The sequence below is a fragment of the Auritidibacter sp. NML100628 genome, from assembly GCF_003185985.1.
In the GTDB taxonomy this organism is placed as follows: Bacteria; Actinomycetota; Actinomycetes; order Actinomycetales; family Micrococcaceae; genus Auritidibacter; species Auritidibacter ignavus.
Window position 1 is genome coordinate 284,257 of the sequence record NZ_QHLP01000001.1, and the last position, 23,812, is coordinate 308,068.

Consider the following 23,812-nt stretch of genomic DNA (forward strand, 5'->3'; position numbering starts at 1 on the left):
ACCCACCACCCCTATACTTAACCGGGTGCTCGGGGCGGGGTTGACTCGCCCCGAGTTGTCCATTAACGACCATCACTTACCTCTTGGATCTTTATCAATGAACGATCAATTTTTCATTTACCTTGCGATAGGCATCTACTTCTTAGTGCTGATCGGCATCGGAGTTGCGGCCTATCTGCGGACCAGCGACCACGAAGGCTACATGCTGGCCAACCGGGGACTACCCGGCTGGGTGGCTGCGCTGTCGGCCGGTGCCTCCGATATGTCGGGCTGGCTGATCATGGGTTTGCCCGGCGCCATTTACGTTGCCGGACTCATTGAGGCCTGGACCGCGATCGGTCTGACCATCGGCGCATTCGTCAACTGGCTCATCATTGCTCCACGTTTGCGCGCCTACTCTCAGGTTTCCCGCAATTCCATCACGCTACCGAGCTTCTTCGAAAACCGCACCCGCGACTCCTCCCGCGTGCTTCGAATTGTTTCCTCGGTCATTGTGTTGGTCTTCTTCACGCTCTACGTCTCCTCGGGAATGGTCGCTGGCGGTGTCTTCTTCGAGTCGTCCTTCGAGGCTGACTACCTGACCGGTATGCTCATCGTCGCTGCCATCACGTTGCTCTACACGCTCTTCGGTGGCTTCCTCGGTGCCTCGTTGACCGATGTGGTCCAGGGCCTGATGATGTTTATCGCGCTCATCATTGTCCCCATCTTTGCAGTGATCTCCGTGGGTGGCTGGGGCGAAGCCGTCTCGCTGATCAATACGCTGGAGCCCAACCACCTGAGCTTCAGCGGTGGTGGACTGACCACTGCCTCCATCATCGTGATTGCCTCCGGTATTGGCTGGGGCCTGGGCTATTTCGGACAGCCACACATTGTGGTGCGCTTCATGGCGCTGCGTGCACCCTCGGATGCTAAGCAGGCCCGTCGGGTGGGGCTGGCCTGGCAGGCCATCTCCATGGCCGGAACCGTTTTCGCCGGGCTCATCGGTGTGGCGTGGGTACACCAAAACAATGTTGATTTGGCCGATCCCGAGACCATCGTGCTGCTGATGTCCCAGGCACTGCTGCACCCGCTGTTCGCCGGTTTCGTGTTGGCCGCCGTGCTGGCTGCGATTATGTCGACATTCTCCTCGCAGCTGATCGTGTGCTCGTCGGCTCTGGTCGAGGACATTTACAAGGTGGTCCGCAAGGATCCACCCAGCGACCGCAGACTGGTACTGATGGGCCGTGGCGCGGTGCTGGTGGTGGCCATTATTGCTGGCCTGCTGGCGCTGAATCCCAACGGTACGATTCTGGAACTGGTGGGCTTCGCATGGGCTGGCTTCGGAGCTGCCTTTGGCCCGCTCGTGTTGCTCAGCCTCTACTACCGGAAGCTGACCAACTGGGGTGCGCTGTCTGGCATGATGGTCGGCGCGGTTGTCGTGTTCGTCTGGGCGGAACTGACCGGTGGCATCTTCGACCTCTACGAGATCGTACCGGGCTTCATTCTGTCGCTACTGGTGACCCTGATTGTCTCAGCAGTAACCTACAAGCCCAACCCCGAGGTGGAGCAGGAATTTGAGCGCGCGGCCTACTTGGCCAAGAACCGGAAGGCCTTCGATGAGCTGATGGCCTCCGAGAAAGTCACGGCCAACGCCTAACGCGATTCATCGCCTCTCGTTGCTCCGGCCCGGTTTTTGCAAATTCGCAGAAAACCGGGCCGGGTGTTTTAACCGCGTCAGGATTAGTGTTGATGTCTAACACACTAATAACACCACGCCCCTGCTGGGCAGAAGGAGTTTGAACCATGAATTTCACAGGTGAGGTCGCACTCGTCACCGGTGGTGGCGCCGGAATCGGTGAAGCCATCAGTAAGACCCTGGCCAAGCACGGTCTGAAGATCGTGGTTTCCGATATCAACCTCGAGAACGCAGAAAAAGTAGCCAACGAGATCATCGAAGCCGGCGGTGAAGCCAAGGCTGTTGAAGCCAACGCTGCTGTCCCGGAAGATGCGAAGGCTTCGGTCCAGGCTGCGGTAGATGCCTTCGGTGGACTGAATTACGCGGTGAATAACGCCGGTATCAGTGGCGATCCGGTCCCGGTCGCTGACGTGGAGCTCGATGACTGGAAGAAGGTCATCGACGTCAACCTCAACGGTGTCTTCTACGGCATGAAGTACCAGATCCCTGAGTTGCTCAAGAATCCCGCTGCGTCCGGAATCGTCAACCTGGCCTCCATTCTGGGGTCGGTCGGATTCCCCCACGCAGCCGCTTATGTCACCGCCAAGCACGGCGTGGTCGGTTTGACCAAGACCGCCGCTGCGGAATACGGCGAGCAGGGCTTGCGCATCAACGCCCTAGGTCCCGGCTACATCCTGACCGCTTTGATCGAGAAGCACCTCGACGACGAGACTCAGCAGTCGTTGGCCGATAAGCACTTGCTAGGCCGGCTGGGTCGCGCCCAGGAAGTTGCCGATGTAGCCGCCTTCCTGCTCAGCGACGAAGCAAGCTTCATCCACGGTAGCTACCACCTCGTCGATGGCGGTTACACCGCCGTCTAATCGTCTCGACACCACCAGCGCACACGCGTGGCCCGGCCCGAACGACCTGTTCGGCCGGGCCACCTGCATATCTGCATCTGGTGTTGTGAACCGTAAGCGAACAGCCACTAGCGCAATGTCGGGTTCTTCCACAGCACGGCTTTGAGTCGCGAGATATAACGAGTTTCACCGTGTTGATTCGTGGTCGTATTCTTCACCCAGCCGGAGGCTCGCGGGGACTCAGGGCCGGGGTCCCGCAGTGATTCCACCACGCACTCTGCGCGCAGGATGTCTCCCGGCAGTGTTGCAGAGGGCCAGGCTATCTCGCCTTGTCCCCCGATCACACCGGTGGCAACAGGAAAAGAGTCGATCACCAGGCGCATGCTCATCGCGGCGGTATGCCACCCGGAGGCCACCAGCGTGCCGAAAAGGCTTGCTGTGGCCGCATCTGCATCGGTATGAAACGGTTGCGGGTCGAATCGCTGTGCGAAGGCAATGATTTCTTCCACAGTCACCTCGTGGCTGCCGGTCGTGAAGCTGTAGCCCTCGTAGAGGTCCTCAAACCATAATCCGTTTTCGTTCACCACCGGTGGCATCTGAGCAGACATCCGCAATTCCTTCCAAGAGTGCTCTCTATCACAATAGTTGTTCCCCCCACTGTACGGAGACCCGGGCTCTCGGGGAAGCTATCGTCACCCAGAGGTGCCCCATCAGACAACGTCACGGCGAATCGTGACGCCAGCTTTTACGAGAGAATTGTTTAAACGCCTCCGCCAGACTCTGCCGGCAGGCGTGAACCGCTGGCGCCTGTACCGAAGAACGGCGAGCCGTGGTAAAGATACTGCGCTCTGGGTTCTGCGGCAATGGCCTGAGCGCCACGCTGTCGAGTCGGTGACCGGTCAGAAAAAGCTCCGGCAGAATCCCAACAGCCAGCCCGGCGCTGATCAGCTTCAGCTGGGAGGCGAGATCATCCGTGGTGAACCGAACGTCTGGTTCGAAACCCAGGGCCCGACATTGTTGTAAGGACCATTCTCGCGCTACGGTTCCAGCCGGCTCCATCACCCAGGGATAGGCATCCAGGTCTTCGGCGTCTATCCCGGCTAGCTGTTGGGGGACCACCAGACGCAGGGAATCGGTTCCCAACGGTTCAATGTCAAACTCAGCTTGCCTCGGCCTGCTCATCCCCGGATATTGCTCTGCCACCACCAAGTCATGGCGTCGAGCCTGCAGATCAAATAAGGCCCGCTCCGGTGGCGCCTGCACAATCTCCACCCGCAGTTCCGGGTGTTGGGCGCGCAACTGACTCAGCGCTGCCGGAACGAGTGTGAGCGCGACGGTCTGAAAAACTGACAGTCTCAGCAGGCCACCGACTTCCGGTTCAGCAGATGTCAGCGAGCGCAAGGCCTCTTCTTGCAGATCCAGCATCGTCTGAGCATGTTCAGCCAGACGAAGACCTGCCGTCGTGAGCCGTAGCGTACGTCCGCCTCGGTGAAACAGGGCCACCCCAACTTCATCCTCTAACAGTGTCAGCTGTTGGGAGACCGTGGAGGGACTGTACCCCAATGAGGTGGCCACCGCTGAGATCGTGCCACGCAAGCGGAACTCATGAAATAGCTGGAGTCGATGCAGATTCAGCACAGTACCCTCCCCGTCATTCAGCGTCTTCCGATGGAGTCGGAGGATTTCATTCGATTTTAACGAAGGATAAAAAGTGACTGCTTACGATGTCTACGAGACCCACAACACATCATGGAATTCCGGGTCCTTCAACGTCAGGAGAGGACGAAGCTGATGAGCGAAATCACTTCCACCGAACAGGGCGTGCAGCAAGAGCTCCGCCGACTGGCCGATGAGGCCGTGCAAAAGGTCAGAACCTGGTTGCAGAAGACCCAAAAATCCGGGGTCAAACCTCATAGCTCGGCCAAACTACTCTCTCAGGTCCTTGCCCACCCCACGGGCCTGGACTTTACCGTCGGCTTCGTAGACCGCGTCATCCGCACCGAAGATACCAAGGCAGCCGCGAAGGCACTGAACGAGCTAGGCGACATCGCTCCCGATACTCTGGATGCGCTCGATCGTGCGCAGATCCAAGCTGGCTCTGCTCTGGGACGTTTGATGCCGGACATCGTGGTGCCGGTGGCGCGTCGGCGGATGCGGTCGATGGTGGGCCACATGGTGGTCGATGCGCGCGATAAACAGTTCGGCAAGGCCGTTAAAGAAATTAAAAAGCAGGGCAACCGACTCAACATCAACCTGCTCGGTGAAGCGGTGCTAGGTGAAGACGAAGCCACCAAGCACCTCGAAGACACCGTGCGGTTGTTGCGTCGCGATGACGTGGACTACGTCTCGATCAAGGCCTCTTCGATTGCCAGCCAGATTTCGATGTGGGGCTACGAAGAGACCGTTGACTACGTGGTCAACCGGGTCACCGACCTCTACCTTGAGGCAGCCAAAGCACCGGCTGGCACCAAGTTCATCAACATGGACATGGAGGAGTACCAGGACCTGCGGTTAACCATCGCAGTGTTCAAGCGCTTGCTGTCCAAGCCAGAGCTGAAGAACTACGAGGCCGGAATCGTCATCCAGGCCTATTTGCCCGATGCCTTAGGCGCAGTCCAGGAACTGGCCGAGTTCGCCAATGAACGAGTTGAGAACGGTGGCGCTGGCATTAAGATCCGCCTGGTCAAGGGCGCGAACCTGGCCATGGAAACGGTGCACGCCGATATTCAGGACTGGCCCCTGGCCACCTGTGAGTCCAAAGAAGCCACCGACGCCAACTACAAGCGCGTGCTGTACTGGTTGTTCACCCAAGAGCGGATGCGCGGTGTCCGCCTGGGCGTGGCCGGTCAGAACCTGTTTGACATCGCCTTCGCCCACCTGCTGGGTCGCGAGCGCGGGGTAACCGACCGCCTGGAATTCGAGATGCTACAGGGTATGGCCGCCGAACAACAGCATACCGTTCGCGACGATGTCGGCCAGCTCTTGCTCTACGTCCCGGCGGTCCGTCCCGAAGAGTTCGACGTCGCGGTCTCCTACCTGGTGCGTCGTCTGGAGGAAAACGCCTCCAGCGAGAACTTCATGTCGGGCATCTTTGACCTTTCGGTGGACAAGAAAGGCGAGGGCAGCGAGATCTTCCGTCGCGAAGAATCCCGGTTCCGCAACTCGGTGGAATCGCTGGGAGCCATCCTCGTCGCGGAGGGTACCGTTGCTCCCGGACCCAACCACCAACAGGATCGGCTCGCCGAAGAGTCTCACCAGCCCGGCGAGTACTCCGAAGTTGTCCCCGAGTTTCGCAATGAGCCCGACACCAACCCGTCGTTGGAACCCAACCAGCGTTGGGCCGAACAGGTCATCGAACGGGCCACTCCCGAGTGGCTGGAGCACCAGTCGGTACCGGAGAAAGTCGCCACCGAAGACGTTGACGCTTTGGTGGCCAATGCGCGCGCTGCTGGCCAGCAGTGGGCCGCCCGCCCCGCTACCGAGCGGGCCACGATTCTTTACCGGGCCGCAGATATCATGGCCTCCCGCCGAGGACACCTCGCCGCAGTGGCAGCCGCCGAGGTGGGTAAGTCCGTGGCACAGTCTGACCCGGAAATCTCTGAAGCCATCGACTTTTTGCGGTACTACGCACACAGCGCGTTGGCTCTCGAACAGGTCGAGCACGCCGAATTTACCCCGGACAAACTGGTGATGATCACCCCGCCGTGGAACTTCCCGTTGGCCATCCCCACCGGTGGTACGGCTGCCGCGCTGGCCGCCGGTGCCGCGGTGATTCACAAACCATCGACCCCCACACCGCACTGTTCGATGGCGTTGTTGGAATGCCTGTGGGATGCCGGAGTACCGCGGGAGGTGTTGCACGGAATCTACCCTGATGAAGGCGATGCCGGCAAGAAGCTGATTTCTCACCAGGGTGTGGACCGGATTATTCTCACCGGCGCCTCCGATACGGCCGCACTGTTCCGCTCCTGGAAGCCCGAGCTCAACATCAATGCTGAGACCTCCGGTAAGGACGCGCTGGTGATCACTCCTTCGGCCGACCGCGACCTAGCGGTGGCGGATCTGGTGGCCTCGGCTTTCGGTCACGCCGGTCAGAAATGCTCGGCTGCGTCCCTGGGTATTCTCGTAGGTACCGTTTACGAGTCCGAGCGGTTCCGTCGCCAGTTGGTGGACGCCGCGAAATCGATGGTGGTGGACTGGCCACAGAATCTGTCGGCAACCGTCGGCCCGTTGACCGAATTGCCGACCGAGAAACTCACCCGCGCATTGACCACCCTGGAGCCCGGCGAACAGTGGCTCTTGAAGCCGCAACAACTCGACGACACCGGCCGATTGTGGAGCCCCGGGATCAAAACCGGAGTCAAACCCGGTAGCTTCTTCCACCTCACCGAGGTGTTCGGGCCCGTTCTGGGCCTGATGGAGGCCAAGGACCTAAAGACCGCGATCGAGTACCAGAACCAGACCGAATTCGGTCTCACCGGTGGCATCCATTCCTTGGACACCGACGAGGTCGCCGAATGGCTGGACAACGTCCACGTCGGCAACGCCTACGTCAACCGCGGGATCACCGGCGCGATCGTGCGCCGCCAGCCCTTCGGCGGTTGGAAGGCTTCCTCCGTGGGGCTGGGTTCTAAGGCCGGTGGGCCAAACTACGTGATGCTGTTTGGTACCTGGAACGACGCCGTAGACACCACCAAGGTGTCTACACCCCACACGGCCAACGAGGTCGTTCAGGACCTGTTGGAAACGGCCGAGGCCAAGTCGTTGGTGTCTGATACCGAGCTGGAAGCACTCAAGGTTGCGGTCACTGATGACGCCGTGTGGTGGGACCGAGAATTCGGTGTCGCTCAGGATCCCACCGGCTTGTCCTCAGAAGCCAATATCTTCCGCTATCGCCGTGCTGATGTGGTCCTTCGCCTGGCTCCTGGAGCAACCAGCCACGACGTAGTCCGCGTCCTGTTGGCGGCAGCAACTGCCGAAGTCACCCCTGTGATGTCATATCACCCCGACGCCGATCAGCGTGCGGTGAAAGCACTGAAGACTTTGGCCAAGCAGTTCAACGTCAAGCCGGCGAAGGAAAAGGACACGGAGTTCGCGAAGAAGCTGGCCTGCGGCGAGTACGACTTCGGTGTTGGGACTCGGGTTCGGCACCTCGGTGAGATCGCCTCGAAGGTCCGCGAGAAGGTAGCCGACCGTCCAGTGGTGGCTCTGCTCGATGATCCTGTGACGCACTCGGGTCGAGTGGAACTGCGGTACTGGGTCAAGGAACAGTCGATTTCGATGACCTTGCACCGGTTCGGCAACGCGTCTAAGTTGTTCCACCAATTGGCAGACAAGCTCAAGGGTTAAGGAACATTCGGGCTGGCGCGGCGGTTCGCCTGTTTTTTCTGGTCTGAACGGTCAGGGAAAACAGGCGAACCGCGTTTGAGAGGGTGGTCAGCCGCGGCTGGCTGCGGTCAGACGAGAGGCAATGAACGGGAAGATCAACACCGTCACCGCACCACCGGTCACCATGATCGAGGCCAAGGTCGTGGAGATGAGACCTGACGATACCGCAATTTGGGTGACCGCAACGATGATGGGTAGGCCGGTTGCTGAATAGAATCCCAGCCCGATGCGTTCTTGCACGGTTTTCAGCCCTGAATGCATCGTGGTGAACTGCTCGCGTAAGAAGACCGGTAGCCCGCGGACCACAGCAATGACCACGACGAAACCTAAAAGCAGAGGCCACTGGCTAACAACGGCCCCCAGGTCGATCGACATACCGCTGGTGACAAAAAACACCGGAATCAACAAGCTGAACCCGACGACCTCGATCTTGTGCATGACCTCGTCGGCATGAGCGGGAGACGTAGCGCTCAGCGCTGCGTTGAGTAGCAGACCGGCGGAAAACGCACCGAGTGCCACGTCGAGTTCTAGCAGTGCGGTGAGGAGCATCAGCGTGATCAGCACCCACACGGTGATGCGCAGAGTGGTTTGCATTGTTGAATCAGAGGCGTCCCCGAAGGCCCGCCCCAGGCGTGGAAGCTTGCGGAAAATCCGCGTCGGGACCGCCACGGTGATCATGGCAACGAGGCTGAAGAGGATGAGCACGACCGTTGCTTGCCAGGTACCCCGGGTGGACAACAGTAAAGACATGGCCACGATGGGCAACAGCTCTCCGTAGGCCCCGTGCACCATGGTGGCACGCCCTAACGGTGACTGCAGGGCTCCCGAGTCTTTGAGGATCGGCAGCAGGGTACCCAGCGCAGTCGATGTGGAGGCAATGCCAAACACCACAGCGAGTTGCCACCCATCTTGGAGCAAGAGGAACCCAGCCCCAGCACCAAGAAGCGCGCAAATGAACCATGTCAGGGCGGCATGCCGACCCTGCCGGCCACGCATCTCAGATGCATTGACCTCAAAACCGGCCAGCAGGAACAGAAATCCCATACCGAGTTCGCGCAAAAACTCGACAGCTTCAGTGCTTTCAGCCAAACCGAGCATGTTCGGGCCGATAATAATCCCGAACACGAGTAACCACACGACATCCGGTACAACGCGTCTCGTCACCAACGCGAGAATGGGAGCGAGTACAGCGACGATCGCAATCCACCACATGGACAGCAGGTTGTCAGCCAATAACTGCGCACCCTCCATGAGACCCCCTCTCTAGAACGGGTTTTATGCTATCAAGAGTTGCAGATCTGCCCAGCTGAGCAAGTCAACGGGCGCTGTCACGCTCACACCCTGTTCCTTTATCACGCCGAAGAGGGCTCTGAGAGTTCCTTTTGATCGATGACCTCTCGTTCGCCCCGACCACGGCCGTCTGATGACGGAACAGCCCTGGCCTCACACTCCGTTATCCAGTGAGTTTCCTGCTCGAACAAGCATGGCCGCTTGTGTGCGGGTGGATACTCCCAGTTTCTGCATGATGCGCGCCAGGTGCGTTTTCGCAGTGGCTGGGGAGATCACAAGTCGCTGAGCGATTTGCTTGTTGGTCAGACCTTCGGCGACCAGTTGCAGGACTTCCCGCTCGCGGTCGGTCAGCTCCGGCGCGGCAGCCCTGGTTCGATGTGCTGGCGGGTGTTTGCCTGTCGCCTGTGCGATGACGTGCCGGGTGACCGACGGGGTGAGATACGCCTGTCCTGCTGCGACAGCGTGCACAGCGTCGATCATCTGCTGTGGCTCGGCCGTCTTGGCGAGGAACCCTGTCGCTCCGGCATCCAGAGCTGCGGTAATGTTGTCGGTGATCTCATAGGCAGTAAGGATCAACACGCGAGTGGCGGTCGTTGCGGTGATCTCGCGACAGATGTCAACGCCGTCGCGGTCAGGTAGCTGGAGGTCGAGGACGACCACGTCCGGCTTCAGGCTTTGGATGGCCTCGATCGTGTCGTGGCCGGTCGCTGCTTCGCCAAGGACCTCAATTTCCGAATCGGCCGTGAGGATGGCTGTAACGCCCGCCCGCACGGCGGCGTGGTCATCGACGATCACGAGTCTAGGCATGCTGTGACTCCCGTCCGGTTCTCAGCGGCAGACAGACCCGCAAGGTCCAGGTGTCGTTGGAGCGGTCGATGTCGAGCTCTCCGTTGCAGAGGCGGACACGTTCGGCCAATCCGATCAAGCCGTATCCGGACGGCATCGCTCCGACGTGCCCAGGCTGGTGTTGTCCGTTCGTGATGGTCATAGCGAGGACCTCGTCCTCGTGTCGGATATCGATGGTCACATCGCTGCCCGGGGCGTGTTTTTCGGCGTTAACGAGTGCCTCGCGGAGGACGTAATAGGCGGTGACCGAGACGAGCGGGTCCAGGTTGATCGTCGCGGGGTCGTCGCCGGTCAGGGTGATAGATGTGCCGGATTCTCGCGCACCTGCAATGAGCGAGTCCACCGATGACCAGTTCTGGGCGAGCGCGAGGGATGAGGGCGTGTCGGTCCGGAGCACGTCGATCAGGGTTCGCATGTCGCCCATCGCGTCCAGACTGAGAGCCCGGACTCGCTCGAGGCGCTCGGTCAGTTCCTCGGCTGTGGGCGGTGTTGTGGTCGCCAGGGCCCCAGCTGCCTGGATTGTGATGGCAGACAGGTGCCCGGAAATGGTGTCGTGCAGTTCGCGACTGATCTGCAGTCGCTCAGCGACCAGCGCCTCTCGTTGTTTGGCCGCGACGGCGTCAGCGATGAGAGTGGCGCGTTCACGTTCTTCCTCGGCCCGGGTCATCGGTGCTCGTACGGTGATACCCCACCACAGAGTACCCCCGACCGCCAGTAGCAAGGTAGTCATCTGCAACAATGGCTCCGCGAGGAGGTTCGCTAGAAGCAGTCCACCGACGGCACTGGACAAGCAGACCGCGGCGATCATCGGCAGTAGTCTCCGGGACCGCGTCGTTGGTCGGGCAATGACCAAGCTATAAAGGGCATCACACTCGATCAGGATCGCCCCAACCGAAGTGGTCCCGGTTGTGAGGCCCTCAGCGGTCATTACTGCCAGCCCTGCTACGACGACCACGGTGGGCCACTTTTGCCGGAACAGATGCACAATGCCGAGGGCGATCGCGGTAGCGATGCTACCGATCAGGACCTGTGAGCGGGGTGTCGCGAACCACTCGATCCCCGCGCCCGGCACGAAGCAGAAGCCAATCGCGACCACGACATACCCGATGGTGATCCACGTATGACGTAGCGACGGGATCGACCCTGTCCCAGTCATACCATCACCTCGCGACCCGCGATCGTCCACGCCCTTGCTTCTATTTCAACCCGATGATGGGTCTCACGCAAGCACCATCCTGCGTAGCCCAAACGGGTGACGCACAGCCTGCGAAGTGCCGTCATCTGGTCGATGATGACACAGCGCGGATGCGACAAGGTTGAGACATGGATTTCTCTGGGAGCTGGATAGTGGTCGCCATCATCGGCGCCGAGATCGCGTTCTGGGTTCTGCTCGTGCTCGGACTGCTCGCTCGCTACGCGCTCAAGCTGAAACGGACCAGCACGGCCCTGCTGCTCAGCGTGCCACTGGCCGATCTGGTGCTGATCATCCTGGTGAGCCTGGATCTCTCCCGTGGTTCCGAGCCCACCTTCGTCCACGGGCTTGCCGGGGCCTACCTGGGCTTCAGCGTCGGTTTCGGGCACTACATCATCAAAAGAGCGGATGCATGGTTCGCTTATCGATTCGCCGATGGTCCCAGACCATCACGTCCACCACGGACAGGGCCCGCCAAGGTCCGGCACGAGTGGCAAGACTGGCTGCGTGTGCTGACGGCCTGGGCCATCGCCGTGACGTGTCTGTTGATCATGCACGCATTCTCCGGATGGTCGTTTCCTTCGACGATGGGGGAGTTCTGGTCAGACGAGCTGTGGGCCTGGGTTGCTCGTCTCACCCTCATCAACATCGCTTGGCTACTCACCGGCCCCGTCTACACCACGATCTTCAAATCACGATACGTCCCAGAAGAACCCGACACTCGAACCAAGGAGAACGCATGATCACAGCAAACAACAGCGTCGGGATCGGTCCTTGGTCCTTCGACGCCGGTCCCTTCGCGGCCATCCTCCTCGTCGTCATCATCAGTATCGTCGTCTACTACATTCGTAAAGACGACTGAACCACTCGTCGCGTGACCGCCCGCACCATCCCGATGTCACGCCCGGAGCCACCAACCATGAGAATTTCTCCCGCCATCAACGGGGGTGCTTCTTGTTGCCCATCTTACGTAGCTGAGCCTTTTACCTTGGGGCGCAACAGCAGGTGGATACAACTGGATGTTGTACCCGACTCACACCGAGTTGCAGATGGCCAACGTCATCATGACGAGCTACGGTGGCGCTGGTGCTACTAAGCGGGTTTATCAAAGTAACGACTCCTTCAATCGGAACTCCGTATCTGACGTCCTGCGTTTCGAGCTTGCTGGCGCCACAGTCGCCCTCTTCGACCAGACGCGACTTCACCTGCACGGATGACAGATAGAGTTGCTACGCGAATATCTAGCCGTTGCGTTAGATCTGCGCACGTTGTCCCACACACGTCCGCAGAACCCAACCGGCGAGGGCCTAAGGGTGCAGAATTCGGCGGTTGGGACGTGCACCATGACGGGCATTGCCGGAAAGCCCTGAGCTTTTCAGAGCGGGCTGAGCATGGCGCCCTCGGACGAAAAGCGCCTGGTGGTACATCAACGCGTCATTGTCAGCAAGCATTCGGTTGTGCATACGCAACTTTTCATACGATGTCGTGGGTGGGTGCAAACGTAGCGCCTCATCGTCCAATTCGAGCCCGGAAACAAACACACGTGTTTAGCAGTTTTGCTACCTTTAAGACACCTAGACATCTTGCAAAGGAATGCTATGAATGCCCCACCCGGACGGTTCCCACCTGGCACAGCTATCATCATTACGCTTCTGTTGAGTCAAGTCCGGTGGTGTGGTGTATGAGGGGTGATCCTTCAAGCGTGTAATTCTGGGTTATGCGGCGAGGGCTTCGATGGTCTGTGGTGGCACCTCCTCGGTGGTGTCGGTGCCGAGCTGTTGGGCGTGTTGGAGGACCTCGAGGTTCATGTATCGGCGGCCTTCGGCCCATTCATCGTGCTGCTCGGCCAGCACGGCGCCGACTAGGCGGATGATGGCCTCGCGGTTAGGGAAGATCCCGACCACATCGGTGCGGCGGCGGATCTCCTTGTTCAGCCGCTCGTTGGGATTATTTGACCAGATCTTGCGCCAGGCCTCTTTGGGGAAGCTAGTGAAGGTCAGGATGTCGTCGCGGGCCCCGGCCAGGTGGTCGGCGACCTTGGGGTGTTTATGGTCCAGGGCCTCGACGACACGGTCGAACTGGGCGTGTACTTCCTGGGCATCGGGCTGGTCATAGATGCTGTGCAGCAGAGTCTTCACCCAGGGCCAGGAGGCCTTGGGGGTAGTGGCCATCAGGTTGGCCGCATAGTGTGTCCGGCACCGCTGCCAGGCTGCACCGGGTAAGGTCGCAGCGATCGCGGCCTTCAACCCAGCGTGGGCATCAGAGGTCACCAGCTTCACTCCACTAAGGCCCCGGGCGGTCAGGTCGCGGAAGAAGGACAGCCAGCCGGCCCCGTCCTCGGCGGTGCTGACCTGGATGCCGAGGATCTCGCGGTGGCCATCGCGGTTGATGCCGGTAGCCACCATCGCGTGCACCGGGACCACACGGCCGGACTCACGGACTGTGAGCACCAGCGCGTCAGCGGCAACGAAGGTGTAGGGCCCAGAGTCTAAGGGTCGGGTGCGGAAGGCCTCGACCTGCTCATCGAGTTCAGAGGCCATCTGCCAGACCTGGGACTTCGACAGGCTCTCGATCCCCAGGGACCCGACGAGCTTATCCATCCGGCGGGTAGAGACCCCCAGCAAGTAGCAGGTGGCCACCACCGAGGTCAGTGCCCGCTCAGCACGTTTGTGTCGTTCCAGCAGCCACTCGGGGAAGTAGGTCCCCTGCCGCAGCTTGGGTACCGCCACATCCAAAGTGCCGGCCCGAGTGTCGAAGCCCCGGTGCCGGTAGCCGTTGCGCCGGTTCTGCCGGGCATCAGAGCTCTGCCCATATTCAGCGCCGCAGACCGCGTCAGCCTCGGCTGAGAGCAGGGTGTTGATGAACATCTGCAACAAGTCCCGGATCAGGTCAGGACTTGCCTGCAAAAGCTGTTCCTCCAACAGGCCGCGAAGGTCGATACTAGAAGGGGTGACGGTCATCGTGAAACGTCCTTTCGAGAGTGCTTTGGTAGGTTCACTCGAAGGATCACACGGTGACCGTCACTCTGTAATGAATGACGCTCTCACCGGGGAGCCGTACACCACATTAAAGGACGCTACTGCTCTCCAGCCGTCCTCGTTGACGAGGAATGTTGTAGTTGGGATGAGTATCGGTCCGGCGAGACCGGTGATCAAGGTGAGGGTTCCAGCTGCACGATTGCGGGTTTCGCGGTTAAACCATTGTTGAAGACCGATGAATCCAGGTTCGAAGAGCACCATTGTGCTGCCGGGTCCAATCAGCAGCCACCAGGAAGCAAGCAGCTGCCAAGGGGCTGTGCTGAGGGAGAAGCCGAGGAAACCACAAGCAACGAGCGCCCCGCCTAAGGCCGTGATGCCACGGATGCCGTTCTTGTCTGCGTGTCGGCCTACCGGTACTGCTAGACACGCTCCAGTGAGTACGGAACCGGAGAACGCGGAAGACAAAAGTGCCAGGGAGAATTCGGCACCAGCTGCATGAGAAGTGATGAGCACAGAGGTGCCGAATAGGATCGCGCCGAAGCTGACACCGATGCTGAGTGCCAGCGCATACACTAAGCGAATGAAATGAGGGGAAGAGCCTGTTGATGAAACAGACATGGGACAAGCCTCCAAGTAGGTGGGCACCAGAACGATGCCGACACCACTCCTGAAGGTTTCTATCCCTTAAGATCAACGCCGCAACTGTTCTGCGGTGTACCGTGGCGCTTGAACCAGACTCGACGCGTTGTCACGCCGACGGAGCCCTAGCCACCAGTGCTGGTCGGTCCCGCCAGATTAGGCGATGAACCCGACCTGGACAAGTAGACGATGAGGATTCCTGCTCCATCACTGAGTTACCCGAAGAGAGTGAGAACAGTCAAAGACAACAGAGCTGATCAACTGTTATATTTGAGATATAACAACTAGTTCTTAGAGGAGGTCTGCGGTGAACAGGCAGGGACGGGCCGACGCGAAGCGTCAGACAGTCACCTTTGTGGTGATCAGCATGGTTCTCCCCACGGTGGCAGTAGGGGTTGGCCTGCTGCTCCTGGCGCTCTGGCGACCGGAGCTCCCAGCTCCGGTGGCGATCCATTGGAGTGCCGGGGGAGCGGACTCCTTTGCCGAACTCTGGGTGATGGCAGCTTCCATCCTGGGCTTTGGCCTGTTGCTTCCGGTGCTCATCAGCGTGTTGGTACTTCCCAGTGTGCGGGCCGGCAGGGCCTCCACGTTCATGGCCCGCTTGATGGCTGGAGTCAGTCTCGGGACATCGCTGCTGGTCACATCCGCGCTGACCGGAGGTCTAGCGATCCAACGTGGCTTGGACGATGCTCGGGAGGCCGGTGCGGTGGGTGGGATAACCGCAATCGCCCTATTGGGTGCCGTCGTGCTTTCGGCCGCTCTGGTCTTCCTGATTCCCGCAAGCCCGCCGCGGCAGCCGTTGACCGAGAAAGCCGCTTCGCTGGGGCTCGGAGAGACTGAAAGTGTGATGTGGGTTCGCCGGATCCAGATGGCCAGTTCTATCCGATGGGTGCTGTACCTCAGTGCAGGCATGGTTGTAGTCACTACGGCGGTGATAGCTCCCGAATCGCCGCTGTGGATCATTCTGCTGATGGGCGTGGCCGTTATTGTCGTTCTCTTCGCAGTCCTCACGGCAACTCGTTTCAGTATGCAGATCGACGCCCAAGGGCTCAGGCTCCGTTCGGTGCCGTTGGGCTGGCCGTCGGTCCATGTGGGCCTGAGCGAGATCACCTCGGTCAGCTCCGGTGAGACAAGCGGGTTTTCAGAGTTCGGCGGATGGGGCCTGCGCATGGCTCCGGGCGCGCGAGGCATCATTCTTCAGGATGGTAACTCCCTGCGTGTGGAGCGTCGCGACAAGCCCGCACTGGTGGTCACCGTCGATGACGCGGATGAGGCTGCCGATGTCCTGGCATCCCTGCTCCAGCGCGAATCCCCAGCCTCGACACACTAGGCGCCGCGATGTTTCTGCGGGTTGACACCTCCTCACCAGTGCCGCTGTATGAGCAGATTGCCACTTCCATCCGGGCAGATATCGCCCAGGGGAGGCTCGCCCCGGGGGATCGTCTGCCCTCTGCCCGGGAGGTTGCCTCCTCCCTGACGGTTAACCTGCATACCGTGCTGAAGGCATACCAGGATCTGCGCGAAGAGGGCCTGCTGGATATGCGGCGGGGTCGCGGAGCGATCGTTGCGGACGTACCGCAGTCCACAGCGGAGCTGACCACCCAGATCGATACGCTCCGGGACACGGTGAATCAGCTGGGCTTGAGTGAAGAGACCCTTATTGCTCTGGTGCGGGAGCGCTTTCGACCTGCGGACTGATCTGTGGTGAAAGCCGCGCGTGACCGACGACGCCGCCGGGCGGAGAGGGTCACCGATTGTTGAGGCGGCGGTGGCCGGCTGGGAGCAGCATCCCGCTGGTCGCAGTGCAGACCGTGGTGCAGGTGGTTCCGCCGAGTGCGGACCTTACATGACCTCATGCCTCTGGCTTTAGCGTCCGGGACAGAAAGCGATAGCGTGGCTTTTATGCCCATGACCTTCGACCAGGCACTCAGTACCTTGCGCGCCGCTCGAAGCGTGAGACTGCGAGGAAAGCCGGCAGCTTGGTCGAATGCCTTGCGGGTGATGTTCTACATCCTGATCGTGATGGTGCTGACGCCCTCTGGTGTCTATCACGTGAACCACCTGCTGGCACCGGAGCTTCGTCCACGTATTTCCCCGCCGATGGGCCCAGTATGGAATAGGCATCACCGCTATATCTATGTACCTGGTGTCGGAGGGCTGAAAGAAGCTGAGGTCATCCGACTGATCAACACAGGACGCGAGATGTTCGGCGCACCCGCCCCAGCGGTCCAGCAGCTCAGGTCTGGCAGTAGAGGCCGAGGTTGACTGAGACGGTCACGACGAGATCCTTGGGCAGACGGTCTAGACCTGAGACGAGATCCTCGGTGCTGATGTGGTGGGCGCTGTGTCCCATCTCCACCAGTGCCCGGGCCTGATCGCGGCTGACCGATGCGGTGTAGGAAATCTGCTCAGAAGCGATCATGGTGAAGTCGCTCAGACTCGCAGCCAGGCGTTCGTCTTTGCGCTGATCGACCTGGACCAGACTTAAGGGTCCGACCAGTTCTGCCAGGTGGTCGCTGGTGGGGTGACCACGGCGAAAACTCCCTTGTTCCGCAGCACGCGCCGGATCTCCGGGAGATTGCGGGGTCCAAAGATACTGGTAGCTACGGTGACAGAATTATTCGCCAAAGGCAGGGGATCTGCCAGCAGGTTATTGCCGATAGCCGCTGCGCGCTCATGGCACCGGGCGGCACGCTTCAATGCGGCAGCCGAGAGGTCAATACAGACCCCATAGGCCGGTCGGTGGTACTCCAGAATCCCGGCTAAGTAGTAACCTGTCCCGCCGCCGAGGTCGGCAACTAAGGGCGCCGCGGCGTCGTTATGGTGCTCTGCCGTGTTGTGCTGGTCCGGGCTGTGTCGATCCGTACTGTGCTGATCCGGGCTGGGCTGATCCGGGCTGGGCTGATCTTCGGTCAGTCGGGCGGTGATGCGGGTGGCCAGCCGGTCACGGATCGGCGCGTAAAGTCCGCTGCCCAGCAGAGTCTCCCGGGCGGCGACCATGGCGGGGGTGTCAGCATTCTTCGGCGTCGGGCCACCGCGCCGCAGGGTGACATAGCCTTGTTTGGCGCGGTCGAAGCTGTGCCCGGATGGGCAGTGCAGTCGAGCAGGACCTTGATCCAGGGACTGAGCGCAGAGCGGGCAGCGCAGCACGTTCATAATCGGCTCTGGGATGCCCAGCCGCTGTGAACTCTCAGCCACGCTTTTTCCTCCGCAGCAGTGCTCCGCTGGGCTGATCGTCCACGTAGGCGGCGTACCGACGGGGCATAAAGCGGAAGTCCCGCGCCAAGCGGGACACGCCGGGACCCCGACGCGGCGGACCGATGGGTTCGGGCACAGGGGGCTCGAACACAGGACGTGGATCCCAAGAATCGCTCCACGGGGATGCGTGGAAGGATGTCGTCTGCCGGAACCGGGAATCTGGGCCGCCAGCGCTGGAGCCCGTCCCGCTTTGGACGCTCAGCCACTTCTTGTTCAGCTCCACGATGAGTGAACCGCCAACCACTGAGAGTACTGTTTCATCGATGACTCGGAACATGTCCTCTGATCCGGAGTCGCAGGCATCGCAGCAGCAATCCGGCATCTGCTCGAGAAAGACAGCGGGGTCTCCGGCGCCTATGGAAACACTGGCAGCAGTGTCTTCGGCAGCGTCCACGGTCCAGAACGTCAGCGGCACAGCTCCCTCAGCGTGGGGACGCAGCACTGCCATATGTCCGGACGCGGGGGAGGACCACGGGAACAGTGCCCATTCGATGGGTGAATCCGGGGTGTCGAATGCACCGCTGGTGTCCTGTGCCTCTGCCCAGCCGAGTTCGGTGAGCACCATGGTCCAGGCGTCGGCCCTGGCCAGCACGATCCTGTACTTCTGTGGATCCAGGCACTGGCTGTACTCCTCCTCCTTCGCGTCCCGGCGTTCGCCCGGTGCCGAGGGATCATAGTGCGGGTCGTCCCACTCGCTCAGGCCAGCAGACTCTGCAGCGAACAGCTCTTCGACACGTTCAAGCAGCCTGCGCTCATCAGGAGTCGGCGGATTGTGGTGGGATTGCACCCACCATGGGGTGCTGCCGCTACTGCGCTGGTCCATGCTTTGACTGTACTGCTGATCAGCATGCCGCAAGAATCCCCGCCGGTTTGTCGGAGTCATTGTGATGTACTCGAATTGTGACTTCAGGTGGGGAAGGCAAACGCAGCTTCGAACAACTAGTTGTAGCTCTCGTCCTATGCGGAGAAGCTCGATGCCACAGCATTCCGGCCAATGGCCCCACCGGTTGTGCCTGGAGCTGACCTCACCGGCACTCTCGCGCATGGAACACCACGCCACACGAGCGAGGTTCACGCCCGGAGTGCCCCGCCACGCTCTAAGACTCACTGAGGACCGCCACATGTACGAGGCTCGTCCTGTCGGCGCAGGGCTGTCCACTCCATCAGCATCGACGTCCCGGCGCACGTCACTGCAGACACAAAACTGCCCCGCCATCAGGCGGGGCAGTTTCGATCTTCTCTTCTTCAGTGGAGCTAAGGGGAGTCGAACCCCTGACCTCGTCGATGCGAACGACGCGCTCTACCAGCTGAGCTATAGCCCCATAGCGGGTATAGTCTACGCCTGTTTTCCCACCCCTCTACCCTTCATGAAATTTAACGTCTGAGACTGTGACTTCTGCTACTCTCAATGTAGTGATTTACGACACATTTAATGCTATGTGCCTTAACTGCCAATCACGACACTCACCAAGGTCACACATCACGAGGAGCAAGGCTATGTCGATCATGACTCACGCGCCCAAAACGCACAACCGCAGTACAAGAAATTCACGTTTCACCAAGCTTGGCGCAACAGTCGCAGTGGCAACCCTGGCACTAACCGCCTGTGGAGACGACTCATCAAATGGATCTGCCGAAACAGGAGATCTGGATACCGAGTTCCTCACAATTGCAACAGGCGGTTCGTCTGGAGTCTATTACCAGGTCGGCGCCACATTCAGTGATCTACTCAGCGACGAACTGGGTTCAGACAGCACGGTCCAGGCCACCGGTGCCTCGGCCGAAAACATTAACCTCCTCACCGACGGTGGCGCTGAACTAGCGATCACCATGGGGGACGCTAACGTCCAGGCTTTAGAAGGTACCGGACCCTTCGAGGGAGAGCCGCGCGACGGCCTTATGGCTGTGGCAGCTTTGTACCCAAATACGGTGCAAGTAGTAGCTACTGCTTCCTCAGGTATCGAAACCATCGAAGATCTCTCTGGGAAGAACGTTGCCGTGGGCGACGTTGGTTCCGGGGTAGAACTCAACGCACAAACGATTCTTGATGCATATGATATGAGCTACGACGATATCAACGAGGATTATCTTGATTATGCCGAGGCCACCGACCAGATGGCTAACGGACATATCGATGCGGCATTCGTAACAGCCGGTGTTCCGAACCCCGCTTTGACCGAACTGTCCACCAATACAGACTTCAACGTTCTCACCATTGATGGGGACGCGCGAGAGAAACTCCTGGAGAATGACTACTTCATTGAAACCACTATTCCGGGCGGAACTTACCAACAGGAAGAAGATGTTGAGACCGTCGGCGTCGTCAACCACTTGATGATTAGCTCAGAACTGAGCGAAGACGCCGCCTACGACGTCACCCGTGTTTTCTTCGACAACCTCGATGCGATACACAATTCCAATGCTGCTGCTGAGGACATCAGCCTCGAAGAAGCTACGGAGGGGCTAACTGTTCCTTTGCATCCGGGAGCTGCCCGGTACCTGGAGGAAAATGGTGTCGATGTCTCCGGCCATGTTGCCGGAGAAGAAGACTGAGTAAGTCGTTGAGTGGCTAAAGCCTCGTGTTTTCATGACACCGCCAGATATCAGTCGCAGATCGGTCCTCACTTTGACAGTGGGGACCGTTCTCGCGGTTGCTGGCGGGTGTGGCGTCACCGCTTCAGTTCCGACCCAACAACGCCAGATCGTATGTCGCCATCAGCAACATCACGACGTGTACGCCACACTGCCCGCCGTCGACGGCACCACCATCAGCCTGTCTTGGGTTCATTCGATTGAGCTCACACCTTGGACCGACATCTTCACGGTCACTCCAGCTGGCCTGGTGCTTACCCAAACTCGTTTCTCATCTTACGGAGCCGGCATGCCCGCCGGAGACCAAGGAGATCTGCGTTACGAAGGAAACCAAGTGGTTATCGATAACATCGACCGCCCCTTCGACGCGATTCGCTGGATTCACTCTCACCGCGCCCAGTACCGGGTTCTCATCGATCATGATCCGCAACGTATAGACGCAACGCAACTACCTGATCACCAAAGACTCGAGATTGTTCTGATATGACACCTCCCCAACGGCCCCAAAAGCAACCAACAAACCAATCTTCAGATTCACTCGCTACCGCCACCATCACGGACGCTGAATATCTTCCTCACACCGACGAAGAACGTCGCGCTCAGGAACAAGAAGCAGCCGAAATTGCGGCCCAGTATGACGCTGAGTCTCGGACGCGCAGTATTCGGTGGCGTCCTCTGGCAATTTTGATCACCGCGGTGGCATGCGCATTTGCGATATACCACATGTGGACCGCCTACTTCGGATCACCACCTACGCTGGTTCACCGTTCCATCCACGTCAGCATCGTTCTGTTCCTGATCTTCTTGATCTACCCTCCGTTCAGACGAGCTCAAGGACTGACCTTTCAACTCGTTGACGGCGTCTTAGCGTTGTCTTCGCTAGTTCCATCGGTCTACATCGCAACAAACTATGAGCAAGTGGTCCTTCAAGCTGGGAGGTTTACAACTACAGACGTCATTGTCGGCACCATTTTGGTCGTCCTCGTATTGGAAGCCGCTCGACGGGTCACAGGTTGGGCCCTTCCAATTCTGGCGATACTTTTCATCCTCTTCGGCATTTTCGGCCGTGAATTACCGGGCGTGTTGCGCCACCGCGGTTATGAATGGGACACTCTGGCTTATCAGTTCCTCTCCACTACCGAAGGTATTTTTGGAACAGCGACCGGCGTGTCTGCCACGTACATCATTCTCTTTATCCTCTTCGGTGCGTTTCTGGCAAAGTCCGGAATGTCAGCCTTATTCAACGATTTGGCTCTTGCTATAGCTGGTCAGAGTCGTGGAGGCCCTGCCAAAGTTGCCACCCTGGGATCTGGTTTCATGGGATCCATCAACGGGTCAGCTATTGCAAATGTTGTCTCAACAGGGGCATTCACCATTCCAATGATGAAGAAAGTCGGCTACACCAAGACTTTTGCCGGCGCGGTGGAATCGACGGCATCGGTGGGCGGGCAAATTTTGCCCCCGGTCATGGGCGCTGCGGCCTTCATTATGGCGGAAACGCTTGGCGTCCCCTACTCCACAGTGGCAGTAGCGGCTATCGTTCCAGCGCTGCTCTATTACCTTTCGCTGATCGTCCAGATCCATCTGCGAGCGACTCGAGAAGGGTTGAAAGGTATCTCAAGAGATAATTTGCCGGCAGTTCTCGATGTCCTGAAAGAACGTGGTCACCTGTTAATCCCATTGTTCTTCCTGATCTACATGCTTTTCTTCTCAGGGCGCACCATCCTTTATTCCGCTCTTCTCACGATCATTGTCACCATTGTGGTCGCTATGTTGCGAAAGACCTCAAGATTGTCTTTCAAAGACATTATCGACGCCCTGGAAAATGGCGTCCGACAAACCTTGGGCGTGGCTGTAGCTTGTGCAAGCGTGGGGATCATCGTTGGCGTGGTGACTATCTCCGGCTTCGGTGTGGTGCTAGCCTCGGCCATTGTGTCGGTCTCAGGCGGTATTTTGTTCTGGACTTTGGTCTTCACCATGCTTGCCTGCCTGGTGCTGGGTATGGGCCTCCCTTCGATTCCCGCTTACCTCATCACAGCAACCATGGCGGCTCCTGCATTGACCGAACTCGGTGTGGAACCGATCGTGGCACACCTGTTCGTGTTCTACTTCGGGTTGTTCGCCAACATCACTCCGCCTGTCGCGCTCGCTGCCTTTGCCGCAGCCGGTATCTCTGGGGCTTCTCCCATGCAAACTGGTTTCGCGGCGCTAAAGCTGGCCGCAGCAGGGTTTATTATTCCGTATATCTTTGTCTACAGCCCGGAACTGTTGCTTCGAGATGTCTCGTTTGGTCAAGGAATTCTGGTGGTCACCACAGCTGTCATTGGTATCTTGATGCTTTGCGTGGCATTGGAACGGCACTTTATGGTGAATATGCCATGGTTTTTGTGCATCGTGATCGCAGGCGCGGCCATCCTGTTGCTGAATTCTAATATGCTCCTATCCCTCAGCGGCCTGGGAATCGGGATCCTCGTTCTGGTCGTCCAATCCATCTTGGCTAAAAAGCAAGGCAACTTCGGGCTCAGGGCCATCTAGTACCAGGAAAGTTCTCTAACATCACCCACCAAAAACGGCGACCAGCCCCGAAATGGGGCCGGTCGCCGTTGGTCGTCAGGTGTGGAGCTTAGGCGCTAGGCTGCTTCGGCACCTTGCGGTCAGAGCCCTCTTCGAAGACTGCCGGGTAGACGCCGTTCTCGTCATGGGTTTCACGGCCGGTGACCGGCGGGTTGAACACACAGGCCATGCGCAATTCGGTTTCAGCGCGCACGGTGTGCTTCTCGTGACCATCCAGCAGGTACAGGGTGCCGTCCTTGAGTTCGTGGACTTCACCGGTCTCTTCGTTGGTCAGGGTACCGTTACCCTGCACGCAGTAGACGGCCTCGATATGATTCTGGTAATGGAAGGTCGAGGTCGTGCCGGCGTAAATCACGGTATCGTGCATGGAGAAACCAACACCTTCGCGGGCGAGCACCATGCGACGTGAGCGCCAGTTCTCCGAGGTTACGTCGCGCTCGGTGTCATTGGTGTCATCACGGTTAATAACGTACATATCAAGTTCCTTTCACTGGCTGGCGCCGAGTTGATGCCGCGGCCAGCCGGTTGTTACTGACGTCGT

At 59.3% G+C, this 23,812-nt stretch carries 23 protein-coding genes and 1 tRNA gene; 12 read left to right on the forward strand and 12 right to left on the reverse strand.

What is annotated here, in order from left to right; genetic code table 11:
• Window positions 1-97: 97 nt before the first annotated feature.
• Window positions 98-1,636 carry a sodium/proline symporter PutP gene (gene putP / locus DCC24_RS01375; protein ID WP_110098107.1) on the forward strand — a complete coding sequence of 513 codons (1,539 nt, stop codon included), beginning with the start codon at window positions 98-100 and terminating at the stop codon, window positions 1,634-1,636.
• Window positions 1,637-1,782: 146 nt separating this feature from the next.
• Window positions 1,783-2,535, forward strand: coding sequence for an SDR family NAD(P)-dependent oxidoreductase (locus DCC24_RS01380; RefSeq protein WP_110098108.1), 753 nt, complete (start codon window positions 1,783-1,785; stop codon window positions 2,533-2,535).
• 107 nt (window positions 2,536-2,642) lie between these two features.
• Here DCC24_RS01380 and DCC24_RS01385 read toward each other — a convergent pair whose 3' ends face one another.
• Window positions 2,643-3,122, reverse strand: coding sequence for a MaoC/PaaZ C-terminal domain-containing protein (locus DCC24_RS01385; protein ID WP_199446151.1), 480 nt, complete (start codon window positions 3,120-3,122; stop codon window positions 2,643-2,645).
• A 112-nt stretch (window positions 3,123-3,234) separates the two neighbouring features.
• Window positions 3,235-4,152: a LysR family transcriptional regulator gene (locus DCC24_RS01390; protein ID WP_110098109.1), complete on the reverse strand. Its 918-nt coding sequence runs from the start codon at window positions 4,150-4,152 to the stop codon at window positions 3,235-3,237.
• Between the two features lie 153 nt (window positions 4,153-4,305).
• On the opposite strand from DCC24_RS01390, the gene DCC24_RS01395 reads away from it, so the two are divergent.
• Complete coding sequence (locus tag DCC24_RS01395) at window positions 4,306-7,863, forward strand: proline dehydrogenase family protein (RefSeq protein WP_110098110.1); 3,558 nt, start codon at window positions 4,306-4,308, stop codon at window positions 7,861-7,863.
• Between the two features lie 87 nt (window positions 7,864-7,950).
• Here DCC24_RS01395 and DCC24_RS01400 read toward each other — a convergent pair whose 3' ends face one another.
• From DCC24_RS01400 to DCC24_RS01410, 3 genes are all read right to left on the reverse strand, one after another.
• Window positions 7,951-9,153, reverse strand: coding sequence for a cation:proton antiporter (locus tag DCC24_RS01400; RefSeq protein ID WP_110098111.1), 1,203 nt, complete (start codon window positions 9,151-9,153; stop codon window positions 7,951-7,953).
• 192 nt (window positions 9,154-9,345) lie between these two features.
• The gene (locus tag DCC24_RS01405) at window positions 9,346-9,999 is read right to left on the reverse strand and encodes a response regulator transcription factor (protein ID WP_110098112.1); all 654 of its coding nucleotides are present in this window, start codon (window positions 9,997-9,999) and stop codon (window positions 9,346-9,348) included.
• Window positions 9,992-11,194: a sensor histidine kinase gene (locus DCC24_RS01410; RefSeq protein WP_110098113.1), complete on the reverse strand. Its 1,203-nt coding sequence runs from the start codon at window positions 11,192-11,194 to the stop codon at window positions 9,992-9,994. Before DCC24_RS01410 ends, DCC24_RS01405 begins: the two co-directional genes overlap by 8 nt.
• Before the next feature lie 167 nt (window positions 11,195-11,361).
• Between DCC24_RS01410 and DCC24_RS01415 the strand changes: the two genes are divergently transcribed.
• The 3 genes from DCC24_RS01415 (at window position 11,362) to DCC24_RS01420 (ending at window position 12,447) form a co-directional block, all read left to right on the forward strand.
• The gene (locus DCC24_RS01415; RefSeq protein WP_110098114.1) at window positions 11,362-11,973 is read left to right on the forward strand and encodes a hypothetical protein; all 612 of its coding nucleotides are present in this window, start codon (window positions 11,362-11,364) and stop codon (window positions 11,971-11,973) included.
• Window positions 11,970-12,092 (forward strand): hypothetical protein, encoded by a 123-nt coding sequence (locus DCC24_RS12475; protein ID WP_255410749.1) that lies wholly within the window; start codon window positions 11,970-11,972, stop codon window positions 12,090-12,092. Before DCC24_RS01415 ends, DCC24_RS12475 begins: the two co-directional genes overlap by 4 nt.
• A 157-nt stretch (window positions 12,093-12,249) precedes the next feature.
• Complete coding sequence (locus tag DCC24_RS01420) at window positions 12,250-12,447, forward strand: hypothetical protein (RefSeq protein WP_110098115.1); 198 nt, start codon at window positions 12,250-12,252, stop codon at window positions 12,445-12,447.
• Between the two features lie 498 nt (window positions 12,448-12,945).
• On the opposite strand, the gene DCC24_RS01425 is transcribed toward DCC24_RS01420, so the two are convergent.
• Entirely contained in the window at window positions 12,946-14,190 is a 1,245-nt protein-coding gene (locus DCC24_RS01425) for an IS256 family transposase (protein ID WP_110098116.1), read from the reverse strand.
• A 60-nt stretch (window positions 14,191-14,250) separates the two neighbouring features.
• Complete coding sequence (locus DCC24_RS01430) at window positions 14,251-14,826, reverse strand: hypothetical protein (protein ID WP_110098117.1); 576 nt, start codon at window positions 14,824-14,826, stop codon at window positions 14,251-14,253.
• A 328-nt stretch (window positions 14,827-15,154) separates the two neighbouring features.
• On the opposite strand from DCC24_RS01430, the gene DCC24_RS01435 reads away from it, so the two are divergent.
• The 3 genes from DCC24_RS01435 to DCC24_RS11925 all read left to right on the forward strand — a co-directional run bounded on the left by DCC24_RS01435 (window position 15,155) and on the right by DCC24_RS11925 (window position 17,112).
• Window positions 15,155-16,177, forward strand: coding sequence for a hypothetical protein (locus tag DCC24_RS01435; protein WP_110098118.1), 1,023 nt, complete (start codon window positions 15,155-15,157; stop codon window positions 16,175-16,177).
• Window positions 16,178-16,185: 8 nt separating this feature from the next.
• Entirely contained in the window at window positions 16,186-16,545 is a 360-nt protein-coding gene (locus tag DCC24_RS01440; protein WP_110098119.1) for a GntR family transcriptional regulator, read from the forward strand.
• A 204-nt stretch (window positions 16,546-16,749) separates the two neighbouring features.
• Complete coding sequence (locus DCC24_RS11925; protein ID WP_110101444.1) at window positions 16,750-17,112, forward strand: hypothetical protein; 363 nt, start codon at window positions 16,750-16,752, stop codon at window positions 17,110-17,112.
• Here DCC24_RS11925 and DCC24_RS01445 read toward each other — a convergent pair.
• The 4 genes from DCC24_RS01445 to DCC24_RS01460 form a co-directional block, all read right to left on the reverse strand.
• Window positions 17,084-17,269: a hypothetical protein gene (locus DCC24_RS01445; protein WP_110098120.1), complete on the reverse strand. Its 186-nt coding sequence runs from the start codon at window positions 17,267-17,269 to the stop codon at window positions 17,084-17,086. The genes DCC24_RS11925 and DCC24_RS01445 overlap by 29 nt on opposite strands.
• A 62-nt stretch (window positions 17,270-17,331) precedes the next feature.
• A complete protein-coding gene (locus DCC24_RS01450) occupies window positions 17,332-18,045 on the reverse strand; it encodes a putative RNA methyltransferase (RefSeq protein WP_110098121.1) in 714 nt (237 codons plus the stop codon).
• The gene (locus tag DCC24_RS01455) at window positions 18,038-18,928 is read right to left on the reverse strand and encodes a DUF6226 family protein (RefSeq protein WP_110098122.1); all 891 of its coding nucleotides are present in this window, start codon (window positions 18,926-18,928) and stop codon (window positions 18,038-18,040) included. Before DCC24_RS01455 ends, DCC24_RS01450 begins: the two co-directional genes overlap by 8 nt.
• A 426-nt stretch (window positions 18,929-19,354) precedes the next feature.
• A tRNA-Ala gene (locus DCC24_RS01460) sits at window positions 19,355-19,427 on the reverse strand.
• A 175-nt stretch (window positions 19,428-19,602) separates the two neighbouring features.
• On the opposite strand from DCC24_RS01460, the gene DCC24_RS01465 reads away from it, so the two are divergent.
• The 3 genes from DCC24_RS01465 (at window position 19,603) to DCC24_RS01475 (ending at window position 23,232) form a co-directional block, all read left to right on the forward strand.
• Window positions 19,603-20,658 carry a TAXI family TRAP transporter solute-binding subunit gene (locus DCC24_RS01465; protein ID WP_199446153.1) on the forward strand — a complete coding sequence of 352 codons (1,056 nt, stop codon included), beginning with the start codon at window positions 19,603-19,605 and terminating at the stop codon, window positions 20,656-20,658.
• A gap of 178 nt (window positions 20,659-20,836) precedes the next feature.
• Window positions 20,837-21,184, forward strand: a complete 348-nt coding sequence (locus DCC24_RS01470; RefSeq protein ID WP_158278517.1) for a DUF1850 domain-containing protein — start codon at window positions 20,837-20,839, stop codon at window positions 21,182-21,184.
• Window positions 21,181-23,232 (forward strand): TRAP transporter permease, encoded by a 2,052-nt coding sequence (locus DCC24_RS01475; protein WP_110098124.1) that lies wholly within the window; start codon window positions 21,181-21,183, stop codon window positions 23,230-23,232. The genes DCC24_RS01470 and DCC24_RS01475 overlap by 4 nt, the downstream gene beginning before the upstream one ends.
• Before the next feature lie 88 nt (window positions 23,233-23,320).
• Here the strand turns inward: DCC24_RS01475 and DCC24_RS01480 are convergent, their stop codons facing one another.
• Window positions 23,321-23,746, reverse strand: a complete 426-nt coding sequence (locus DCC24_RS01480; protein ID WP_110098125.1) for an ectoine synthase — start codon at window positions 23,744-23,746, stop codon at window positions 23,321-23,323.
• Window positions 23,747-23,812 lie beyond the last annotated feature (66 nt).

Coding starts and splice junctions, on each gene's coding strand:
- DCC24_RS01475 (WP_110098124.1), top strand. CDS start 21,181: ATGACACCTCCCCAACGGCCCCAAAAGCAACCAACAAACCAATCTTCA.
- DCC24_RS01410 (WP_110098113.1), bottom strand. CDS start 11,194: ATGACTGGGACAGGGTCGATCCCGTCGCTACGTCATACGTGGATCACC.
- DCC24_RS01380 (WP_110098108.1), top strand. CDS start 1,783: ATGAATTTCACAGGTGAGGTCGCACTCGTCACCGGTGGTGGCGCCGGA.
- DCC24_RS12475 (WP_255410749.1), top strand. CDS start 11,970: ATGATCACAGCAAACAACAGCGTCGGGATCGGTCCTTGGTCCTTCGAC.
- DCC24_RS01400 (WP_110098111.1), bottom strand. CDS start 9,153: ATGGAGGGTGCGCAGTTATTGGCTGACAACCTGCTGTCCATGTGGTGG.
- DCC24_RS11925 (WP_110101444.1), top strand. CDS start 16,750: ATGCCCATGACCTTCGACCAGGCACTCAGTACCTTGCGCGCCGCTCGA.
- DCC24_RS01385 (WP_199446151.1), bottom strand. CDS start 3,122: ATGTCTGCTCAGATGCCACCGGTGGTGAACGAAAACGGATTATGGTTT.
- DCC24_RS01445 (WP_110098120.1), bottom strand. CDS start 17,269: ATGATCGCTTCTGAGCAGATTTCCTACACCGCATCGGTCAGCCGCGAT.
- DCC24_RS01440 (WP_110098119.1), top strand. CDS start 16,186: ATGTTTCTGCGGGTTGACACCTCCTCACCAGTGCCGCTGTATGAGCAG.
- DCC24_RS01430 (WP_110098117.1), bottom strand. CDS start 14,826: ATGTCTGTTTCATCAACAGGCTCTTCCCCTCATTTCATTCGCTTAGTG.
- DCC24_RS01420 (WP_110098115.1), top strand. CDS start 12,250: ATGTTGTACCCGACTCACACCGAGTTGCAGATGGCCAACGTCATCATG.
- DCC24_RS01480 (WP_110098125.1), bottom strand. CDS start 23,746: ATGTACGTTATTAACCGTGATGACACCAATGACACCGAGCGCGACGTA.
- DCC24_RS01455 (WP_110098122.1), bottom strand. CDS start 18,928: ATGGACCAGCGCAGTAGCGGCAGCACCCCATGGTGGGTGCAATCCCAC.
- DCC24_RS01425 (WP_110098116.1), bottom strand. CDS start 14,190: ATGACCGTCACCCCTTCTAGTATCGACCTTCGCGGCCTGTTGGAGGAA.
- DCC24_RS01405 (WP_110098112.1), bottom strand. CDS start 9,999: ATGCCTAGACTCGTGATCGTCGATGACCACGCCGCCGTGCGGGCGGGC.
- DCC24_RS01415 (WP_110098114.1), top strand. CDS start 11,362: ATGGATTTCTCTGGGAGCTGGATAGTGGTCGCCATCATCGGCGCCGAG.
- DCC24_RS01465 (WP_199446153.1), top strand. CDS start 19,603: ATGTCGATCATGACTCACGCGCCCAAAACGCACAACCGCAGTACAAGA.
- DCC24_RS01395 (WP_110098110.1), top strand. CDS start 4,306: ATGAGCGAAATCACTTCCACCGAACAGGGCGTGCAGCAAGAGCTCCGC.
- putP (WP_110098107.1), top strand. CDS start 98: ATGAACGATCAATTTTTCATTTACCTTGCGATAGGCATCTACTTCTTA.